The organism is Roseibium sp. SCP14, assembly GCF_040329475.1.
Taxonomy (GTDB): Bacteria; Pseudomonadota; Alphaproteobacteria; order Rhizobiales; family Stappiaceae; genus Roseibium.
Genome location: NZ_JBDZYH010000002.1, coordinates 609,843 through 627,575 on the forward strand (window position 1 = coordinate 609,843; position 17,733 = coordinate 627,575).

The 17,733-nt window shown below is 57.4% G+C and carries 19 protein-coding genes; 8 read left to right on the forward strand and 11 right to left on the reverse strand.

The features are described 5' to 3' along the window. The first annotated feature begins 44 nt into the window (after window positions 1-44). Together ABLQ08_RS10075 and ABLQ08_RS10080 are read left to right on the forward strand one after the other, a co-directional pair. On the forward strand, window positions 45-1,175 hold the full coding sequence (locus ABLQ08_RS10075) for an ABC transporter permease (protein WP_352941361.1): 1,131 nt from the start codon (window positions 45-47) through the stop codon (window positions 1,173-1,175). Window position 1,176: 1 nt separating this feature from the next. Then, entirely contained in the window at window positions 1,177-1,956 is a 780-nt protein-coding gene (locus ABLQ08_RS10080) for an ATP-binding cassette domain-containing protein (protein WP_352941364.1), read from the forward strand. 177 nt (window positions 1,957-2,133) lie between these two features. Here ABLQ08_RS10080 and ABLQ08_RS10085 read toward each other — a convergent pair whose 3' ends face one another. From ABLQ08_RS10085 to ABLQ08_RS10105, 5 genes are all read right to left on the reverse strand, one after another. Continuing rightward, window positions 2,134-2,997 (reverse strand): sugar phosphate isomerase/epimerase family protein, encoded by an 864-nt coding sequence (locus tag ABLQ08_RS10085; protein ID WP_352941366.1) that lies wholly within the window; start codon window positions 2,995-2,997, stop codon window positions 2,134-2,136. 14 nt (window positions 2,998-3,011) lie between these two features. After that, the gene (locus tag ABLQ08_RS10090; RefSeq protein WP_352941368.1) at window positions 3,012-3,902 is read right to left on the reverse strand and encodes an NAD(P)-dependent oxidoreductase; all 891 of its coding nucleotides are present in this window, start codon (window positions 3,900-3,902) and stop codon (window positions 3,012-3,014) included. Between the two features lie 135 nt (window positions 3,903-4,037). Continuing rightward, the gene (locus tag ABLQ08_RS10095) at window positions 4,038-5,312 is read right to left on the reverse strand and encodes a TRAP transporter large permease (protein ID WP_352941370.1); all 1,275 of its coding nucleotides are present in this window, start codon (window positions 5,310-5,312) and stop codon (window positions 4,038-4,040) included. A 4-nt stretch (window positions 5,313-5,316) separates the two neighbouring features. Continuing rightward, a complete protein-coding gene (locus ABLQ08_RS10100; protein WP_352941373.1) occupies window positions 5,317-5,823 on the reverse strand; it encodes a TRAP transporter small permease in 507 nt (168 codons plus the stop codon). A 64-nt stretch (window positions 5,824-5,887) separates the two neighbouring features. Next, window positions 5,888-6,883 carry a TRAP transporter substrate-binding protein gene (locus ABLQ08_RS10105; RefSeq protein ID WP_352941376.1) on the reverse strand — a complete coding sequence of 332 codons (996 nt, stop codon included), beginning with the start codon at window positions 6,881-6,883 and terminating at the stop codon, window positions 5,888-5,890. 164 nt (window positions 6,884-7,047) lie between these two features. Here ABLQ08_RS10105 and ABLQ08_RS10110 point away from each other — a divergent pair, with 164 nt between their 5' ends. Further along, entirely contained in the window at window positions 7,048-8,082 is a 1,035-nt protein-coding gene (locus tag ABLQ08_RS10110; RefSeq protein ID WP_352941378.1) for a LacI family DNA-binding transcriptional regulator, read from the forward strand. A gap of 18 nt (window positions 8,083-8,100) precedes the next feature. On the opposite strand, the gene ABLQ08_RS10115 is transcribed toward ABLQ08_RS10110, so the two are convergent. Further along, complete coding sequence (locus tag ABLQ08_RS10115; protein ID WP_352941381.1) at window positions 8,101-9,129, reverse strand: LacI family DNA-binding transcriptional regulator; 1,029 nt, start codon at window positions 9,127-9,129, stop codon at window positions 8,101-8,103. Window positions 9,130-9,282: 153 nt separating this feature from the next. On the opposite strand from ABLQ08_RS10115, the gene ABLQ08_RS10120 reads away from it, so the two are divergent. The 5 genes from ABLQ08_RS10120 (at window position 9,283) to ABLQ08_RS10140 (ending at window position 14,165) form a co-directional block, all read left to right on the forward strand. Next, window positions 9,283-10,359 carry a fatty acid desaturase gene (locus ABLQ08_RS10120; RefSeq protein ID WP_352941383.1) on the forward strand — a complete coding sequence of 359 codons (1,077 nt, stop codon included), beginning with the start codon at window positions 9,283-9,285 and terminating at the stop codon, window positions 10,357-10,359. A gap of 12 nt (window positions 10,360-10,371) precedes the next feature. After that, window positions 10,372-10,695, forward strand: a complete 324-nt coding sequence (locus ABLQ08_RS10125) for a MocE family 2Fe-2S type ferredoxin (RefSeq protein WP_352941386.1) — start codon at window positions 10,372-10,374, stop codon at window positions 10,693-10,695. Continuing rightward, window positions 10,692-11,525, forward strand: coding sequence for a 3-methyl-2-oxobutanoate hydroxymethyltransferase (locus ABLQ08_RS10130; RefSeq protein WP_352941388.1), 834 nt, complete (start codon window positions 10,692-10,694; stop codon window positions 11,523-11,525). The genes ABLQ08_RS10125 and ABLQ08_RS10130 overlap by 4 nt, the downstream gene beginning before the upstream one ends. Further along, on the forward strand, window positions 11,525-12,748 hold the full coding sequence (locus ABLQ08_RS10135; RefSeq protein ID WP_352941390.1) for an NAD(P)/FAD-dependent oxidoreductase: 1,224 nt from the start codon (window positions 11,525-11,527) through the stop codon (window positions 12,746-12,748). The genes ABLQ08_RS10130 and ABLQ08_RS10135 overlap by 1 nt, the downstream gene beginning before the upstream one ends. Before the next feature lie 151 nt (window positions 12,749-12,899). Continuing rightward, complete coding sequence (locus ABLQ08_RS10140; protein WP_352941392.1) at window positions 12,900-14,165, forward strand: molybdopterin molybdotransferase MoeA; 1,266 nt, start codon at window positions 12,900-12,902, stop codon at window positions 14,163-14,165. 77 nt (window positions 14,166-14,242) lie between these two features. On the opposite strand, the gene mog is transcribed toward ABLQ08_RS10140, so the two are convergent. From mog to ABLQ08_RS10165, 5 genes are all read right to left on the reverse strand, one after another. Continuing rightward, window positions 14,243-14,767, reverse strand: a complete 525-nt coding sequence (mog, locus tag ABLQ08_RS10145) for a molybdopterin adenylyltransferase (RefSeq protein ID WP_352941394.1) — start codon at window positions 14,765-14,767, stop codon at window positions 14,243-14,245. Window positions 14,768-14,773: 6 nt separating this feature from the next. Beyond that, complete coding sequence (moaA, locus tag ABLQ08_RS10150) at window positions 14,774-15,790, reverse strand: GTP 3',8-cyclase MoaA (RefSeq protein ID WP_352941396.1); 1,017 nt, start codon at window positions 15,788-15,790, stop codon at window positions 14,774-14,776. Window positions 15,791-15,874: 84 nt separating this feature from the next. After that, on the reverse strand, window positions 15,875-16,375 hold the full coding sequence (locus ABLQ08_RS10155; protein ID WP_352941398.1) for a plastocyanin/azurin family copper-binding protein: 501 nt from the start codon (window positions 16,373-16,375) through the stop codon (window positions 15,875-15,877). Then, window positions 16,372-16,926 (reverse strand): DUF2478 domain-containing protein, encoded by a 555-nt coding sequence (locus ABLQ08_RS10160; protein ID WP_352941401.1) that lies wholly within the window; start codon window positions 16,924-16,926, stop codon window positions 16,372-16,374. The genes ABLQ08_RS10155 and ABLQ08_RS10160 overlap by 4 nt, the downstream gene beginning before the upstream one ends. Before the next feature lie 12 nt (window positions 16,927-16,938). Continuing rightward, on the reverse strand, window positions 16,939-17,721 hold the full coding sequence (locus ABLQ08_RS10165; RefSeq protein WP_352941403.1) for a Crp/Fnr family transcriptional regulator: 783 nt from the start codon (window positions 17,719-17,721) through the stop codon (window positions 16,939-16,941). Window positions 17,722-17,733: the final 12 nt, after the last annotated feature.

Below are 17,733 nucleotides of genomic sequence, written 5' to 3' on the forward strand. Positions count from 1 at the left end.
GGCCGCATTGCCGCGGCCGGCCATTCGGCACGCAGGAGGAAACCATGGCTGAAACGACGCAACCGGCGGCCGCGCCTGACAAGGACGAGCGCATCCGCGAAATGTCACCACTTCGTAAGGCGTTGATCCGCCCGGAACTGGGCGCGATCTGCGGCACCATCCTCGTCTTCATGTTTTTTCTCGGCATTGCCCGCGACAGCGGCATGTTTGCAGCCGAAGGCATCATCAACTGGGGCACTGTTTCCGCTCAGTTCGCGATCATTGCCGTTGGCGCCTGCCTGCTCATGATTGCAGGCGAATTCGACCTTTCCGTGGGGTCCATGATCGGGTTTTCCGGCATCATAATCGCACTCATGAGTGTGCAATGGGGATTTCCGATCTGGTTCTCCATCCTGGTCGCATTCGCACTGGCGCTCTGCATCGGTGCGCTTAACGGTTATCTCGTCATCAAGACAGGCCTGCCCTCCTTCATCGTAACCCTGGCCTTTCTCTATATCCTGCGCGGCCTGACGATCTTCATCGCCATTGCAACCACCCGCAAGACGATCATTGGTGGTGTCAGGGATGCCGCCGAGGGTGATCCGATCGCATGGCTCTTCGGCGGCAAGGTCTTTTCCGGCCTGTTCGTCTGGCTTGCAGATCTGGGTCTTGTCGGCAAGTTCGTCGCCGGCCCCAAAGCCGGTCAGCCAGTCGTCGAAGGTATTCCGATGCTGATGATCTGGGCCATCGTTCTGATTGTCTTTGGTCACATCCTCCTGACACGCACCCGCTTCGGCAACTGGGTCTACGCGTCCGGCGGCGATGCACAGGCCGCGCGCTACGTCGGCGTACCGGTGAACAACGTCAAGATCCTGATGTTCATGTTCTCCGCTTTCTGCGCAACAGTCTTTGCCACTTGTCAGGTGATGGAATTCGGCTCAGCAGCGGCCGACCGCGGTCTTTTGAAGGAGTTCGAAGCGATCATCTCCGTGGTCATCGGCGGCGCCCTGCTCACCGGCGGTTACGGTTCGGTCATCGGAGCCGCGCTTGGTGCCCTTATCTTCGGCGTCGTTCAACAAGGCTTGTTCTTTGCCGGGGTCGAAAGCTCGCTCTTCCGCGTATTCCTCGGCGTGATCCTGCTGCTTGCCGTGATCCTCAACACCTACATCCGCCGCATGATCACGGGAGAACGCTGACATGTCTGAAGCTCTGATCGAACTTGTCGACATCGAAAAACACTTTGGACCGGTCATCGCCCTCAACGGTGTTTCAGTCTCCGTCAACGCTGGTGAATGTCACTGCCTTTTGGGCGACAACGGCGCTGGCAAATCCACCTTCATCAAGACCATGTCCGGCGTTCACAAGCCGACCAAGGGAAAGATCCTGGTGGAGGGCCGGGAGGTCAGCTTCGACAGCCCGCGCGATGCCATGACCGCTGGAATTGCGACCGTCTACCAGGACCTCGCCATGATCCCGCTCATGTCGGTGACGCGGAATTTCTGGATGGGCCGGGAACCGAGAAAGCGCGTTGGCCCTTTCAAGTTCTTCGACTTTTCGGAGGCGAACGAAGTCACCATGAGCGAAATGGCCAAGATGGGCATTCACCTGCGTTCGCCCGACCAGGCTGTCGGCACGCTTTCCGGGGGTGAGCGCCAGACGGTTGCGATCGCCCGCGCGGTCTATTTCGGCGCTAAGGTGTTGATCCTCGACGAGCCGACTTCTGCCCTCGGGGTACGCCAGACGTCCAATGTTCTGGCAACCGTCGATAAGGTTCGCAAGAAAGGCATTGGTGTCGTCTTCATTACCCATAATGTGCGTCACGCAATGGCGGTTGGTGACCGGTTTACGGTGCTGAACCGCGGCAAGACGCTCGGCACCGCAGCTCGGGGTGAAATCCAGGCCGAAGAGCTTCAGGAACTGATGGCCGGTGGCCAGGAGCTTGCCGAACTGGAGGGTTCCCTCGGCGGCACGGTCTGAGTTCAACTCCGAAACCAAGCCGCAACGCATGCGTCGCGTGGAAGTCCCAGGTTCCACGCGGCGCATGTTGCATTGAAAAGTCGGAATTCCTTGCCTCCCTGAGAGTAAGACGCAAAAAAGCCGCCCGATGTTGCGTGGACATCGGACGGCAGTCATCTTCAGGCAGGCTGGGAGGCCCTACCCAAAGGTATTCTTGAAGCTTTCAATGCACTGACGGAAACCGGCTTCGAAGTCGCCATTGCCCGGGTGATAGACGCTTTCGAATGAGATGACGCCGTCATAGTTGTCGGCGCGCATGGCATCAGCCATCGGCTGGAAAAGATCGGCAAGCTGGCCCTCACCCATCCGGCGCACTTCCAACGTCGCACGCGGCGTGTCGACTTTGACATCCTTGATGTGAACATGACCGAGATAGCCACCGCGCAGCTCTTCATAGCCGTCCGGATAAGCCAGCTCGTGGCACCAGCAGTTGTTTGCCGGGTCCCAGAGAACCTTCAGCGTGCCCTTGGCATCCAGATCATCAATCAGCTTGCGGCCGGTGTAGCTGGAATTGACCATGGTGCCGTTTCCGGTCTCCACCACCAGCGTCAGACCTTCCTTTTTGGCCAGTTCGACGGCAGGCGCGATCAACGGCAGCGTCGCGTCCCACGCCCCCTTGGCAACGTTCCACTTCTCGGCACCGCCTTTGCCCCAGAGGATTTGCTCTTTCTTATTGGTCATGAGCCGCACCAGCGGTGATCCGACGATATGCGCCATTTCCATGACGCGCTTCAACGCGTCCATGTGCTTGGTATGCAGCTCGTCGCCCGGCTTGTTGGCCGTGGTCATACCGGCGAAAACGTGCCGGGAAAGACAGCTGACCGGCTTCCCATGGCCTTCAAGCAGTGCCTTGATCTCGGCAATCTCGTCTTTTGTATGGTCGCCAACTTCCTTTTCGCCGACGAATTGCAGTTCGGCATATTCGAGCCCGAACTCGTCCATAACGTTCAGCGTGTGTTTCAGGTCCCGGCTGATGCCGTCGCAAATGACACCCAGTTTCATATTTCTCTCCAGCCTCAGCGATGCAGTTCAGCGCCGATGATTTCTTCAATCACCCGGGTACAGACCCAGTTGTCGCCATTCGGATATTTGGATTTGCCAGCATGGAAAATCTGCATGGCGGTTGAGGCGGTCTGCATCGGCACCTCCAGCTGCTCGGCCAGATCGAGCGCAATGGTCAGATCCTTGTGCATCGTCGCGATATGGCTGCCGGTACCTTCAAACTTCCTGTCGATAATGTTTTCGAGCGCGGTCTTTGAAACCCCACATCCGGCACCGGACGTCGAAAAGACGTTGTAGATGACTTCGCCCGGAACTCCGGCCTTGGCCGCAAGAGCTGCTGCTTCGAAGGTTGCCGAGAAGATCGAACCGATGAGAGACTGAAGACAGGATTTGACGGTCTGACCGTCCCCGGCCTTGTCGCCAACCACATGAATAGTCTGGGAAACGGCTTCCATGACAGGGCGGGCCGTTTCCAGAACAGACGGTGTTGCAGCTGCCATCATCGTCAGCGTACCACCCTGTGCCCCGGGGAAACCGCCTGACACCGGGCTGTCGACCAGTTCGATGCCGGAGCCAGCCATTCCCGCTCCGATTTCACGTGCTTCGGATGGTTTGATCGTTGCGGTCAGCACGACGATGCCGCCCTTGGCCATGTTGGCGACAAGTCCGTCTTCGCCAAGGATCACCTGCTTGGCCTGCCCGCCATTCATGACCATGACGTAAACGACGTCCGCGTTCCGGGCGACTTCGACAACACTGCCTGCGGCTTTGCCTCCCATCTCGCGGAACGCGTTCAACCGCTGTTCGCTGAGGTCAAATCCGGATGTTTCAAAGCCGTTTTTGATCAGGTTCTTGGCAAGCCCGCTGCCCATATCCCCCAATCCAATGACACCTGCGCGTAACATTTCCACTTCCTATTTCATCCGGCGCGCCGGAGGTTCTTGTCTGGCACCCTTCATCGGGTGTCGGCTCTTGCGGGGGTTTCGGGCGCCTCAGGCGCCGGGCAGGTCCAGAAGACACCCCGCTGCCCAAAACTCTCCTCAGTAGAACAGGCTCGGAATCCAGAGGACCAACTGAGGAAAAATGCACATCAGGATCAGCACGAGGACGTTCGCCATCAGGAACGGGGCTGCTCCAAGAAAGATCTGGCCGATCCCCATTCGTGCGATCGCCGCACACACGTTCAGACAGTTCCCGACGGGCGGCGTACACGCCCCGACCGCCAGACCCGACACCATGACCACCCCGAAGTGAACGCCGGAGATACCGACAGATTGTGCCGCCGGTAGCAGCACCGGCGTCAACAGAAGGATGGCCGGGCTGACATCGATGAAAGTTCCAGCAATCAGGATCACCACCGTGATCACCAGCATCAGGGCAATCGGACCGAGGTCCAGACTGATCACGTATGCAGCAAGGGCATCCGGTATGCGTTCCAGCGCCAGCACCCAGATATAAAGCTGGGAGAAGGCGATGATCATCATGATCTTCGCGCTGGTCAGGATCGCGGCCCGCATGGCATCAGGCAACTGCTTGATGGACCCGAGACCGACAATCAGCATGCCGATCAGCAATCCGTAAGCCACGGCCATGCCGGCCGTTTCGGTCGGTGTCGCGACACCGAAGACGACGGAGCCGACGATGAGCAGCGGCATGATTGCGACCACAGCCGAGCGACGGATCTGCCGCCAGGCTTCTGCAAGGGTGAAAGGCACCACTTCAGTCGGATAATCGTTCTTCTTGGACAGATACCAGACGATCCCGAGCTGGAATATACCCACCATCAAACCAGGGATGACGCCGCCCAAAAACAGCTGACCGACCGATTCCTGCGCCGCGATGGCATAGATCACCATGGCAACGGACGGCGGAATGATCATGCCCATGGTCGAGGACGCCACGGTGATGCCGGCGGCGAAATGCGCCGGATAGCCGCGCTTTTTCATCTCCGGGATCAGGACGGATCCGATGGAGGCCGTATCCGACGCCGCAGAGCCTGAAATCCCGCCGAAAACCATGGAGGCGACCACGTTCACGAGGCCGAGACCACCTTTCAGGCGCCCGACAAAGAAATTCGAAACATCCAGCAGACGGCCGGTGATACCGCCGGAGTTCATCACGAACCCCATCAGGATGAACAGCGGCAGTGAAATCAGGGCATAGCTGTTGATGCCGGCAAAAAACCTCTGCGGCAACACACCGATCAGCATCGGTTGCTCGACGATGAAATAGGCCAGCGCCGACAGACCCAGCGCATAGGCAATCGGAACCCCGATGAAAAGCAGAACAAACAGGCTAAGAAGCAGGATCAGCATCGCGTCAGTCCTCCGGCATCCAGAGAATTTCGATGCTCTCCCGACCCGCAGCAGTCAGGATGATTTTCACCACGCAGTAGAACACTGCCAGGCCACAGCCAATCGGTACCGAGGCATGCACCAGTCCCTGCGGCCAGCCGAAAGGTTGCCAGGGATTGTGGCCGGCCAGTGAGATCCAGCCGATCGAGTAATACACCATGGCGCCATTGATGACTCCGACGAGGGCAAGGCCGAGTATGTAGGTCCATTTCTTCGCCTGGTAGGGCAGCATGTCGATAAAGAAGGTGATGGCGATATGCTCACGCTTGGTGATGCAGACCGCTCCTCCGATCGCGCTGGTGAACAGAAAGGCAATGGTGATGAATTCGTTGCCGCCATAGATCGACGAGGCGAAACCGTATCTCAGGACGACCAGCAAGCAGACCAGAACCAGAAAGACCGCAAACAGCGCGATGAGTATCCATTCAAGAATGCGCGTGAGTTGCCGGTCCAGCGCGGCGAGAAAATCCATGCTCCCCCCCAATAACAAGAAAATACCCGGCCACCGATTGGCGGCCGGGCCAGGTGCTCAAGGGTTAGCTGCAGGATGCAGCGGCTGCACGAGCTGCTTCGACGTCGGCGGCCGAGAAGTGTCCGGCTTCGATCATCTGATCATAGACAGGCTTCACCGCTTCCTGGAATCCGGCCAGTGCTTCCGGTGTCAGCGTGTTGATCTCCATGAACTTGCCCAGTTCATCGATCACCTTGCCTTCCGCGTTCCGGTAAAGGTCGTCGGACTTCTTCATCGCCTCAACCGCGACTTCGTCGAAGATCTGTTTCAGGTCGTCCGGGAGGCTGTCATACCAGGACTTGTTGACGATCAGCGGATCCGGACCGGTCATGTGGTTTGACAGGGTCATGTACTTCTGAACTTCGTGGATCTTGAAGTCCCAGATGTTCTGTGGCGGATTATGCTGACCGTCGATCACGCCCTGCTTGAACGCCTGATAGGCTTCGGAGAATGGCATGGCGATCGGATTTGATCCGATGGCCGTTCCGGTTGCGATCATCAGGTCGCTCTGTGGTTCGCGGATCTTCAGGCCGCTCAGGTCCTCAACCTTCGTGATCGGACGAACATTGTTGGTGTAAGCCCGGAACCCCTGGCTGATGCCGGTTGCCGGAACGTGATAGCCGTTTGCTTCCGCGCCCGTTTCAATGCCATCGGTGAAGTCACTGGCAACCAGGCACTGCATTTCGTCCCAGTTGGCAACCAGGAACGGCAGCTGGTAGATATTGAAGGCAGGGTTGGCATCAGCAAAGAAGCCGCCGCGCGTGCCCTGAAGGATACCGGTGGTGACCTGATCCATCATTTCGCGCTCGTTGCCGAGCACGCCACCAAAGAAGTTTTCGACTTCGATACGGCCGTCGGAACGCTTCTCCAGCTCCTCTTCGAAGAACTTCATGGACTGCGAACGAATGGCGCTTTCCGGCTGTTCGTTTCCGTATTTGAATGTGAAGTCGGCGGCGCCGGCTCCGGACACCATCAACGCAGTTACAGCAACGCCAGCAAGGTATTTAAAACCCTTCATCATCTGTTCTCCTCCCGATGTAGACGATGATTGTTCGATGCCCTTTTTCTCTGCCCAGCTCGTCTGGGAAGCAAGTCAAAAACACCAATATGACGTAATTGATGTTTTTTGATGCTTTTCAACATCGTGAATTATGTCATTCTGATTGAAATTGATGGAGTAGCGATGTGTCCAATCCGGATCAACTCAAACGCCGCGCCAAGATTACCGAGATAGCCCGCCTGGCCGGCGTGGGCACCGCGACGGTCGATCGTGTCCTGAACGATCGCCCCAATGTCAGTGCGGCGACTCGACAACGGGTGGAACAGGCAAAGGCGGCGATAGAATCGGGAGAGCCGATCAAGACCCGGTCACGCCCGTGGAGGCTCAAGGTGTTCCTGCCAGGCGAAGCCGGCCCGTCGACGGAATACCTTGCCGCCTGCTTTCAGGAGTTTGGCGCGAAGGGCAATGCCACGATCGAATGCGTCTTCACCAAGAAGATGGAACCGGCGGTTCTCGCCCGAAAACTGCAGGCATGTGCCGGCCAGGGCATTGACGCCATTGCGTTCCAGGCACTCGACGACCCGCGTGTTCGTCAGGCGGTCGAAGACCTTGCCCATCTGGACATTCCCTGCCTGACGCTCATTTCTGGCCTGGAAACCCCGGCCCTTGCCGGGTTTGTCGGCATGGACAATCGCGCCGCAGGCAAGACCGCCGGTTACATGATGGGACGGTTCGAACGACAGAAGGGTGCTGTCGCCGTTGTGTCAGGGGGGCAGATCTACAGGGTTCACGAAGACCGGGAAATGGGGTTCAGAGCCTGCCTGAGGCGAGACTTCCCTCACCTTGAAGTCGTGTCCACCTATAGCGGTCATGACGACATTGACGGCAACTACACCGAAGTGAAGAAAATCCTCGAAAGCAAACCGGATCTGATCGGCATCTACAATGTCGGCGGCGGCAACGAAGGTATTGCCAGAGCCCTCAAGGAAGGTGGCCGTGAGCACGAAATCACGTTCTTCGGACATAACCTCACGCCGAAGACCCAGGGGTATCTGATCGATGGAACGATGGATCTGGTTCTGCACCAGAACATGAAACGGGCAGCTGGACGCGCCGTGGATGCATTGATCGCCCGTCTGGAAAACCGCCCCTACCGCATCAAACTCATTCAAACCGAAATCGTCACCAGGGAGAACATGGCAGGCACGACATTCGGTTGATTTTCATGTCCTGGCACTTCAGACATTTTCCGGCGTTATCAACCTGAACTCGATAATTTCATTCGAAAAGCCAGACCTCTTGCCGGTTAGCACACGCTCCATGAGGGACAGGGACCTGGTGACAAGCGTTTCAACAGGATTTTCAATCAAAAGATCGACAGTGCCGTCCAACAATCCTTCATCGGCATGCGGGCTTTTCTCATGACAGATGTAAAAGACCTCCTTGCCTCTGCCTGATTCCCGCAAGGCCTTGATGACCCCGCTAACCCCTCCCCCACAATGATACAGCCCCTTCAGATCCGGCGCGGAATTCAAAAGCTCCGATGCTGCTTCATAGGCGACAGCTGAATCATCGAGATAGACCAGGGAATCTCGCAGTCGTACGTCCGGCGCATATTCGCGCAACGCGCTGCGGAATCCCGCCTCCAAGGCCTCGTGCCCCAGATACCTGTGCGACCCGACCAAGATGCCGATTTCACCCTTTTCCCTGGAAAACCGGGCCATTGCCCATCCTGCAGTTCTGCCTGCCTTGCGCCCATCAATGCCGACATAACCGGAGACTTCCAGCGAGCTCAAAGGGCTTAGCAACGAAAACACGGGAACATCCTTGTGCGCGCACTCCTTGATGGCCGCGTGCACCTTGGGATGATCGATCGACACGAAGGCAATTGCATCTGCCTTACCGGCCATTTCGAGCAAAGCCTGCGATAGATCGTTGGGAGACAGGCTTTCGACAAACCGAATTTCCGCAGTCGCCCGGATTTTTTTGAGCGCCGGCACTGCCCCCATCACGCCATCGGCAAGGGCCTGATAAAACCACTTGCTCTTTTTCTGGAGAATGAAACCCAGCTTCTTGTGCGGCACGAGCTGCTCGACCCGCCTCTGCATGATCCCCTGTCCGTGATAACCCAGCTCCCTGGCCGCAAGCAGAACTCGATCGGCGGTTGTTTTCCTCACGGGTGCCCTGCCGTTCAGTACCCTGTCGACCGTTGCAACACCGACACCAGCTCTCTTTGCGACGTCCTGAAGGGTGACCCTGCTGTTCATCTGAAATCCTGATAGATCATATCATGAGCGGTTGAGAGTATTGTGAGAGATTTGATAGTTTCTATCAACATCACATTGACCCTTCGTCCGTTCTCCACGATCTTCACGCTACATTTTGACGCATTACCCAAGGGAAATCGGGAGAGGAGAACCATGACGGCAACCGCCGCGGAAAAGCGCGACTACAGCCTGACTGGACCGAATTCGGGACCAGGCTTTACGCCAAGCGAATGGTACAGCACCAGGATCCCCAGAAAGCGCTTGAAGGAACTCATGAAAAGGTCCGACCGGCCAAGCCTGATCAATTACAGCATCTGGTTTGGTTCGGTGCTGTTTTTCGGCACGTTGCTGGCGCTCACCTGGGGTACGGTCTGGACCATCCCCGTCGCCGTCATCTATGGCGTTTTCTACGGGTCGGGCGCTGACAGTCGCTGGCACGAATGCGGACACGGGACCGTCTTCAAGACCGCGTGGTTGAACAACTTTTTCTATCAGCTGGCATCCTTCATGTCGCTCAGGAACCCCTATCTCTGGCGTTGGAGCCATACAAGGCACCACACGGACACGGTCATCGTCGGCAGGGATCCGGAAATCGCCTTCCCCCGCCCGCCGAGCATCGGTGCATGGCTCCTGAACCTCCTCTACATACCAGCGCTGAGCAAGGAACTCCTCAAGATGGTTCGCCTCAACTTTGGCCTGCTGAGCGACGAGCAAAAGGACTATCTGATCGCGGCGGATCGCAACAAGGCTTTCTGGGCCTCCCGCTGTCAGCTCGCGATCCTGTTCTCGGTCGTTGGTCTGTCGGTTTATCTTCAAAGCTTCCTGCCGGTCATGCTGGTCGGCCTGCCGACATTTTACGGCTCATGGCTGCATCACCTCATGGCAACGACCCAGCATGCCGGACTGGCTGAAGACGTTCCGGATCACCGGATGAACTCGCGCACCGTCTACCTCAACCCGTTCTTCCGGTTCATCTATTCCAACATGAACTATCACGTCGAACATCACATGTATCCGATGGTTCCGTTCCATGCGTTGCCTGCGCTTCATGAGGAAATCAAGAACGATTGCCCGCCTGCCTATCCATCGCTTCTGGCAGCCTACAGGGAAATGATACCGGCAGTCGTGAAACAGCAGCGAAACCCCAATTTCTACATCAGGCGGCATCTGCCCGCGACCGCAGAGCCAACCCCGGATTACCAGCGTCCCGTCTTGCAGGCAGCGGAATAGGAGAACAAGAACATGCCGAATTGGATCAAGGCCTGCGATGCCGACGACGTTGAAAACGAAGACCTCATCCGGTTTGACCATGAGGACCGTACCTTCGCGATCTACCGCAGTCCGGATGACGAGTATTACTGCACTGCAGGCCTTTGCACCCATGAAGAGGTTCACCTGTCGGATGGCCTTGTCATGGACCACGTCATCGAATGTCCGATGCATAACGGCCAGTTCGACTACCGGACCGGAGAACCGAAACGGTCCCCAGCCTGCATCAAGCTGAAGACCTATCCCGTGAAGGTGGAAAACAAGACCGTCTTCATAGATATCGGAGATCAGGCATGAAGCGGATTTACGATTGGGACGCGAAGTTCTCCTTGCGCAATTACACCGTTGCGGATCTGCAGGCGCTCAAAGGAAAACAGAAACTCACACAGACAACAGCCAACTCGGCAGAAGAGGCAGCCGCAGCTTCAGACGCCGGCATTGACCTGATCATGGGTAATGCCCAGAACACAAGAATGGTTCGGGATGCAGCGCCGAACCTCTTTTTCACGGCGGCCATCGGACTGCCCGATTTTCCGACGGAAACAGATGTCCTGAAAGCCGCCTTTCAGGCGATGAAGGACGGCGCCGATTCCATTTACACCGCACGCGGCCCGCACATTGTCGAATTGCTCGCAAAAGAGCAGATCCCCGTCATGTGTCATCTGGGCCTGGTCCCGCGAAAATCCGGCTGGAACGGCGGGTTGCGTGCCGTTGGACGCACGCGTGACGAAGCTCTCGAGTTGTGGAACGCCTTCCGCCGAATGGAGGACGCCGGTGCATTTTCCGTCGAGGCGGAAGTCATTCCGGAGCGTCTCTTCTCGGAAATCAGCCGCAGGACATCGTTGATCACGATGTCGCTCGGATCAGGGAACGGCGGTGACGTTATCTACCTGTTTCAGAACGATATCTGCGGCGAACAGACGTCGCGACCGAAACATGCCCGGGCTTTCGGCGATCTGCATTCGCTCAACGAGCAGATCAGGTCCGAGCGCCGTGCGGCACTCAGTGCCTTCAAGGAAGCCGTGCAAGGCGGTAGCTACCCGGCAGAAGCGGAAACGGCAAAAATTCCCGATGAAGAGTTCGCTGATTTTCTGGATGCGATTTCATCGAAAGAGGCGGCCGAATAATGCGTGTTGTCGTGATTGGCGGTGGCCAGGCTGGAGCGTCTGTCGCCTCGAAGCTTCGCAACCTCGGCTTTGAGGGCGATATCCTGCTCTTCACCGACGAGAGTGAACCGCCCTATGAGCGTCCGCCGCTTTCCAAAAAACACTTGCTGCAGGACGCTGCCGACACCCCGGTTTCAATCCTAGCTGCCGGATTTTGGCAGGAAAACCAGGTGGACCTGCGATTGGAGACAAAAGTCGATGCGATCGATCCGGTGAAATGCTCCGTCCTGGTCGGGCCAGACCGCTTTCCCTACGACCACCTTGTGCTTGCGACCGGATCTTCCGCACGCCGGCTGCCAGTCGAAGGCGCAAGGGATCGCAAGAACATGTTTCACCTGCGGAGCCTGGCCGACGCCAATGCTCTTCGTGCTGAGTTGAAACCCGGCAAATCGATGGTTCTCATCGGTGGTGGCTATATCGGCATGGAACTGGCTGCCACCGCAAAAATGCGCGGATTGGAAACCACAGTCATCGAGCGAGACGAACGTATCCTGAACCGGGTGGCTTCAGCCGCGCTCTCCAACCGCATCGCCGAATGGCACCGGGGTCAGGGTGTATCGGTTTTTGAGGCGGTAAAGTCGGTTTGCCTGTCTGGAGAGACCGCCTGCGGCGTTGTGCAACTTAGCAACGGAACCGATATTCCAGCTGACATTATCGTTGCCGGGATAGGAGCCGTACCGAATACCGGACTTGCCGAGGCCGCCGGCCTATTTCTCGATAACGGCATTGCCGTGGACAGTTTCGGACGAACAAGCCAACCGAATATCTGGGCCGCAGGCGACTGTGCATCCTTTGTCTTCGACGGTCTGAGAATTCGGCTGGAAAGCGTCCAGAACGCGATTGACCAGGCGGAGACGGTTGCACAGAATATCGTGGGTGCAAGTATGGAATACGTTCCGACGCCAACATTCTGGTCGGCGCAATTCGATCACTTGATCCAGATGGTCGGTCTATACGATTCGGACATGGAAACCGTTTGCCGCCGGGCCACTTCCGGCACGTCCTACTGGCACTACCGCAGCGGCATACTGAAGGCAGTTGAGGTCATCGACGACCCGAAGACCTTTTCCATCGCCAGGCGCCTTCTGTCAGACGGAATGTCTCCATCACCTGAGCTTGTCGCTTCCGTCGACAGAAACCTGAAGGAGATTCTCAAGGCAGCGCGGGAACCTGCTGCTGCTTGAGTGCGTAAATCCTGAAAGGAATGGAGCAGGATAAGCTTCGGCTCTTCCAATCCATTGACTGAGATCAAGAGAATTCGTCCCCGAAAACGGTAGTCTTCCATTTAATTTGGGGCCAGACCCGGCCCAGGGAAATTGAACTGGAAGCACGTCAATGGAACAGCTTGCTCAAACCGGTTGCTGCGATCGCGACACGGACAAAGGACAGACGCTCTCAAGCATCGAAAAGACGATTGAGCGAGCCTTGGAGCTTTGCCCCAGGATTTCCGAGACCGAAGTTGTTCCGCTTCCAGAAGCGGTTGGACGGGTCAGTGGCGGTGATACAATCTCGCTGTTTTCCTTACCCATCCATGACCATTCCGCCGTTGACGGCTATGCGCTTGGCGGCAGTGGCAGGAAATCTTTCAGGATTGTGGGGCGCCTGACCGCGGGCGACACTCCTCAGATGGCGCTCAAAGACAACGAAGCCATGCGGATCATGACCGGCGCGCCGGTGCCCGAAGGCACGACCTGCGTTGTCATGCAGGAACATGCGGTGGTCGAGGACGGTTTTGTCAGCCCCACTTTCGACGTTCCGAAAGGTGACAATGTTCGCCGGACCGGCGAGGATGTGAAGGCATTTGATACGTTGGTGCGCGCCGGTACACGGCTCGACGCCCGCCACACGGCGATCATGACGGCCAGTGGCCTGCAAAACGCCGGCGTGGTTCGCAAGATCCGGGTCGCCATTCTTTCCACCGGCAACGAACTTCGCGATACGGGCGTCGGTATGGGGCCGGGCCACATCTTCGATACCAACCGGCCAATGCTGCGCGCCCTGCTGTCTTCCAACCGCACCCAGGTCACCGATCTCGGCATTGAACGCGACAATCTGGAAGCCATTACCGAAACGCTTCGCAAAGCGTCGAAGACGCACGACCTCATCATTACATCCGGCGGTGTTTCAGTCGGTGAGGAAGATCATTTGAAACCGGCGGTGATAGCTGCCGGCGGCAGCATCGAAAGCTGGCGCATGGCTATCAAGCCCGGCAAACCGGTCGCACTCGGCACCATGGGAGAGGCGGTCTATCTCGGCCTGCCGGGCAACCCGCTTGCCTGCTTCGTCGACTTCCTGCTTCTCGGCCGCCCGATTATCGATGGCCTCAGCGGGGCAACACGCCGAGATGCCCTGGTTCAAAATGCAAAGGCCGCCTTTGAATGGTCGCGCCGCCCGGGTCGCCGTGAATTCTTCCCCTGCAACATCGTCGGCACATCCGAAGAAGGCCTGCCTCTTCTGGAAAAGACAGGGCGAGCCGGATCAGCGCGTCTATTGCCGCTGATCGAAGCAGACGGTCTTGGAGTGGTTGAAGCCGAGTGCACGGATGTCCAGCCAGGAAACCGACTGAAGTTCTATCCGTTCCGCGCGGATATGGGGCTCTGATCGGATCGGAGCCTCGCGGCCTCCCTGAACGTCCAAAGAGACAGGCCTGCGGATTTCGGTCAGCAAGCCTGAGCCTGTTACTTCTTGCGGGGACGATGGGACTTGAGAACAGCTGGGTCGGTATCGAGGAAACCTGCACCGATCAACTCAAGACAATAGGGAACGGCAGCAAAGACCGCATCGAGGCAGACCTCGATGCTTGCCGGAGACCCGGGCAGGTTCAAAACGAAGGTCTTACCGCGTACACCCGCTTCCTGTCGGGATAAGATCGCTGTCGGAACATAGTCCAGGCTCGTGCGCCGCATCAATTCTCCAAACCCTGGAAGCGGCTTCGTAATCACCGCCTGCATGGCTTCCGGTGTCAGGTCCCGCGGTGCCGGGCCGGTCCCGCCAGTGGTCAGCACCATGCCCACCTGTTCCTGATCGCACAGCTCGATCAACGCGTCGCGCACCACTTCCACACCGTCCGAAACAATGCGGCGTTCGATCTCGATCGGAGTTGATACGGTCTTTGTCAGCCAATCCTCGATTGCCGGGCCGCTGATGTCTTCATATTCTCCGCGGCTTGCCCTGTCCGATATCGTCAGAATCGTGATGCGCATCTTTGTTTATCCTCCAAGCGTCGACATGGCGCGGGTAATGCCGTTCACGTCGTGCTCGCCAATGTGAAACTCATGTCCGCGTGGTTTCTCGAAAACCTTGTTGCGGATCAACTGGGCAACGGTTTCGTTACCGTCCGACTGTCTGAGAGCGTCTTTCAGAGACAGGCCGCCCTCCTGCCCCATGCAAGTATAAAGCTGACCTGTACAGCTGAGCCGGATCCTGTTGCAATCCGAACAGAAGTCGCAGGACATCGGCGTGATGAAGCCGATTTTGCCGCCGGTCTCCTGAAGTCTCACATATTTCGCCGGACCGCCCGTCGTTTCACTCAAGGGTTCGAGTGTCCACTGCGCTTCGAGCCTTTGACGAAGCTCCCCTAGGGACAGGAAACTGGCACTTCGGCAGGAGGCAGAGCCGCCGAGCGGCATTTCCTCGATAAGAGTCAGATCCATGTTGCGGCCATGGGCAAAGCGGATCAGATCGTCCAGCTCACGCTCAAACTGACCCTTCTGGGCAACCGCATTCAGCTTGACCTTCAAACCGGCGTCCTGAGCTGCGTCGAGACCGGCAAACACGCGGTCGATCTTGCCCCAGCGCGTGATCGTCCGGTAGCGCTCTGCATCAAGAGTATCCAGCGACACGTTCACCCGTTCAACGCCGCAATCTGCAAGCCCTCCGGCATAACGCGACAATAGCGATCCGTTGGTCGTCAAAGTCAATTCGTCCAGCTCTCCACTCACCATGTGGCGAGAGAGGTTCTCAAAAAGACTCATGACGTTCTTGCGGACAAGCGGCTCACCACCGGTCAAACGAATTTTTCGAACACCATGATTGATGAAGACGGTCGACAATCGGTAGAGCTCTTCCAGGGACAGAACATCCTTGCGCGGTAGAAACGTCATGTTTTCCGTCATGCAATAAGTGCAGCGCAGATCACATCTGTCGGTCACCGAAAGGCGAAGATAATTCGCGGTTCGTCCGAATTGATCTTTAAGGGCGGCACAGGAATGATTGGCGTCAACCATGGGAAGATTTCACGTTAGTCGTCAAAAGGATGCGGCAGTCCAATTTTCTGCCGCGGACATCGGAAAATTCCGGCTTTGATCCGGTCAACTCGGGTACTTTTCACCCAACTCCTTCAGCAACAGTTCCAGTTTCTGACCTGCGCGCCCGGGAAGGGTCCTTGTCCAGCTGGACGGAGGGTTCTTCCAGGTTTCAGGTTCTCCGACCGCGATCAACATCACCATGCCGTAACGTCCGTGCACCTTGCAGGTCAGGACATAGAGACCGGGGACATCCATGATCCTGGTTTCAGATGCGGTGTTGGCAATCGATATCTTTTCAACCCCTTCGGGAATCAATCCCTTGGCGCTTTTGACCGTGTGCTGGCCACGGGAATTGTTGAAGGTCACACGCCCGCCGACAGGCAGGCTGACGAAATCCGGTTCGAACCGGAACATGTCCAGGACAAATTCGGCGGTCGGGTCACTGATCTGGTCGATTTCCTCGCCGGGATCAGCCGACTGTGCAGCGGCTGCATATGACATCAGAAGAACCGGCAATGCTGCCAATACAGCTGCCCGCAATTTTGAGAGAATGGTCTTCGTCATATCGACGCCTGCTCCTTGCTAGAGATCGTCTGATGATTTGGCAGCTGCGGCATCAACCAGGCCATGAGCTGTTCCGGCTCGGCCGGAAGATCGGCTGCCAGGTCAGCACTGAAGGCTTCCCACTCGGGGACGTAGCGCTGCTTCACGGCAGTCAGAACCGGTATTCCCAGTTCAACCGCCCGCTCGATGACGGGCCTGAACCCGCGGCCTTCCGATTCGCCCCTGCCGAAACGGTTCAGGATCAGGATGTCCGGACGGCTTTCCAACTGACGTGACAGGTCTTCGGCGGCATTAGCCAGAGCGCCTGGATCCAGCCGGCAGCCGGTCGAACCCGAACCAAGCGGCTGGGTAATGCGAGTGCTGGCACCGCTGGCCAGGTCCTCCAGATGAGAGATCGGACAGCAGCTGCCACCATCGGGCAATTGCCGTTGCAGACAACCCACCATGGACACTCCGAGCGACCTGAGCTGTTCGACAAATGCGTTCAGCGCCGGATCGACATCCGGGCCGTGTCCGTACCTTATTCCTGCAAGAGGTTTCGTTTCCTTCATGAGCATAGCTCCTCAAACACCGCGCTTGCGCGGCCGGCCGCCATTGGCGATCTGCCTGAGGCGGTGAACATCTTCGATCGTCACCAGGTCGGCTTCGGGCAGACTGATGACACCCTCATTGGTCAAGGTGGTGAAACCACGGCTGACGGTCTCAGGCTGAAGGCCGAGATAGTCGGCAATATCCCGACGCCCGAACGGGATGGCGACGGTATTGAACTGCGTGCTCCTTCTCGGCAGCGTCCTGTTCTTCAACTCGAAAATGAAAGCCGCAATGCGCTCGATCGGCGTCTTCTTTGCCAGATCGTTGCTGTGGTCCAGAAGCTGAAACAGGAAGCTGTTCGTCTGATCCAGAAAATGTTCCCGAGTAATATTGGACATGCGCAGCAAGCGGTCGAAAACCGACTGCTCCATAACCTGAACCGCACTTGGAGAAAGAGCGATGATTTCGCCATTCAATTGACGGCGCAAGGAAGCAAGATTGATGTAGTCACCGGGGAAGAACAACCCGGTAATAGTGCGTCTGCCGTCGCTGAGATGCGCGACGATTCCAACAGAACCCGTGAGAACACCGATGACCGGAGAATTGGGCAGAGTGTCCGGTTCAATTTCCTGACCGGCGTCGAGTGCAAACCTGTGCGCTCCCTTGGGGAGCTCTGCGCCAAAAGCCGTTCGTAACTCGGTGCAAATGCAGGCTTGTGCATGAAATCCGCAGCTATGCTGCAACCCGCAGGCACTATCCGCTTCCCGACTGGCTTCACTGTAGCCACAAACCTCCGACCCGCTTAGAGATCGCATACATTGCCCCCT

Coding starts and splice junctions, on each gene's coding strand:
- ABLQ08_RS10075 (WP_352941361.1), top strand. CDS start 45: ATGGCTGAAACGACGCAACCGGCGGCCGCGCCTGACAAGGACGAGCGC.
- ABLQ08_RS10080 (WP_352941364.1), top strand. CDS start 1,177: ATGTCTGAAGCTCTGATCGAACTTGTCGACATCGAAAAACACTTTGGA.
- ABLQ08_RS10085 (WP_352941366.1), bottom strand. CDS start 2,997: ATGAAACTGGGTGTCATTTGCGACGGCATCAGCCGGGACCTGAAACAC.
- ABLQ08_RS10090 (WP_352941368.1), bottom strand. CDS start 3,902: ATGTTACGCGCAGGTGTCATTGGATTGGGGGATATGGGCAGCGGGCTT.
- ABLQ08_RS10095 (WP_352941370.1), bottom strand. CDS start 5,312: ATGCTGATCCTGCTTCTTAGCCTGTTTGTTCTGCTTTTCATCGGGGTT.
- ABLQ08_RS10100 (WP_352941373.1), bottom strand. CDS start 5,823: ATGGATTTTCTCGCCGCGCTGGACCGGCAACTCACGCGCATTCTTGAA.
- ABLQ08_RS10105 (WP_352941376.1), bottom strand. CDS start 6,883: ATGATGAAGGGTTTTAAATACCTTGCTGGCGTTGCTGTAACTGCGTTG.
- ABLQ08_RS10115 (WP_352941381.1), bottom strand. CDS start 9,129: ATGAACAGCAGGGTCACCCTTCAGGACGTCGCAAAGAGAGCTGGTGTC.
- ABLQ08_RS10120 (WP_352941383.1), top strand. CDS start 9,283: ATGACGGCAACCGCCGCGGAAAAGCGCGACTACAGCCTGACTGGACCG.
- ABLQ08_RS10125 (WP_352941386.1), top strand. CDS start 10,372: ATGCCGAATTGGATCAAGGCCTGCGATGCCGACGACGTTGAAAACGAA.
- ABLQ08_RS10130 (WP_352941388.1), top strand. CDS start 10,692: ATGAAGCGGATTTACGATTGGGACGCGAAGTTCTCCTTGCGCAATTAC.
- ABLQ08_RS10135 (WP_352941390.1), top strand. CDS start 11,525: ATGCGTGTTGTCGTGATTGGCGGTGGCCAGGCTGGAGCGTCTGTCGCC.
- ABLQ08_RS10140 (WP_352941392.1), top strand. CDS start 12,900: ATGGAACAGCTTGCTCAAACCGGTTGCTGCGATCGCGACACGGACAAA.
- mog (WP_352941394.1), bottom strand. CDS start 14,767: ATGCGCATCACGATTCTGACGATATCGGACAGGGCAAGCCGCGGAGAA.
- moaA (WP_352941396.1), bottom strand. CDS start 15,790: ATGGTTGACGCCAATCATTCCTGTGCCGCCCTTAAAGATCAATTCGGA.
- ABLQ08_RS10155 (WP_352941398.1), bottom strand. CDS start 16,375: ATGACGAAGACCATTCTCTCAAAATTGCGGGCAGCTGTATTGGCAGCA.
- ABLQ08_RS10160 (WP_352941401.1), bottom strand. CDS start 16,926: ATGAAGGAAACGAAACCTCTTGCAGGAATAAGGTACGGACACGGCCCG.
- ABLQ08_RS10165 (WP_352941403.1), bottom strand. CDS start 17,721: ATGCGATCTCTAAGCGGGTCGGAGGTTTGTGGCTACAGTGAAGCCAGT.